The sequence below is a fragment of the Staphylococcus sp. HMSC072B07 genome (assembly GCF_001815505.1).
GTDB classification, from domain to species: Bacteria; Bacillota; Bacilli; order Staphylococcales; family Staphylococcaceae; genus Staphylococcus; species Staphylococcus simulans.
This window is the reverse complement of sequence record NZ_KV820929.1, coordinates 1-914: the sequence shown is the minus strand read 5'-3', so window position 1 is coordinate 914 and position 914 is coordinate 1. Positions and strand designations below refer to the sequence as shown.

At 31.8% G+C, this 914-nt stretch carries 1 pseudogene; it reads right to left on the bottom strand.

Annotated features, from left to right (window positions below):
• Nucleotides 1-501: 501 nt before the first annotated feature.
• Nucleotides 502-861, bottom strand: a pseudogene (locus HMPREF3031_RS13045) (hydroxymethylglutaryl-CoA synthase); the annotation flags it as partial.
• Between the last annotated feature and the right edge of the window lie 53 nt (nt 862-914).

Genomic DNA, 914 nt, shown 5'->3' with positions numbered 1-914 from the left:
CTTATCTGCAATTTTACTTAGAACTGCTTTTAACGTACCTCTTATCTGTAATTTTACTGAGAACTGCTTTTAACAAACCTCTTATCTGCAATTTTACTTAGAACTGCTTTTAACTTACCCCTTATCAGCAATTTTGCATGGAATTGCTTTTAACGTACCTCTTATCTGCAATTTTACTTAGAACTGCTTTTAACAAACCTCTTATCTGCAATTTTACTTAGAATTGCTTTTACTATTCCTCTTATTAGTATAATCTCAGTAAGAATGCGTATAAAAATGAAAATTACAACCGATTTTGTAAGTGCTGACGCCTGAGGGAATAGTATGTGCGAGAGACTAATGGCTCGAGCCATACCCCTAGGCAAGCATGCACGTACAAAATCGTAAGATAAAAAAATAAGCATATCACTGTAAACTTTAAAAAATCAGTTTAGTGATATGCTTATTTATTTCGAGTTAGGATTTATGTCCCAAGCTCATCAAGCACAATCGGCCACTAGTTTATTTCTCTATCTTATATGTTCTGATATGGTCTTCTATACTGTATAAGTATACTTTTGAATATGGATCTTGTGTCAATTCACGTTCGAAATCAAATTCTTGATTATCAAATCTGTTAAAGAATGTTTCGTATTCTTCGACTGATAATTGCTCTCTAGATTCTAGCATATTTAAGTGTTTCTCTTTATCTAATGCTTTGTCATATCCTTTAACGATTGAACCACTAAAGATTTCTCCTACTGCTCCTGAACCATAACTAAATAGACATACTTTCTCTTCTGGTTGGAATGTGTGGTTCTGTAATAACGAAATTAAACTTAAGTATAATGATCCTGTATAAATGTTACCAACATCTCTATTCCATAATACGGTTCTGTTTCAAAGTTGAATTTATAGTATAATTTTAACAAAAA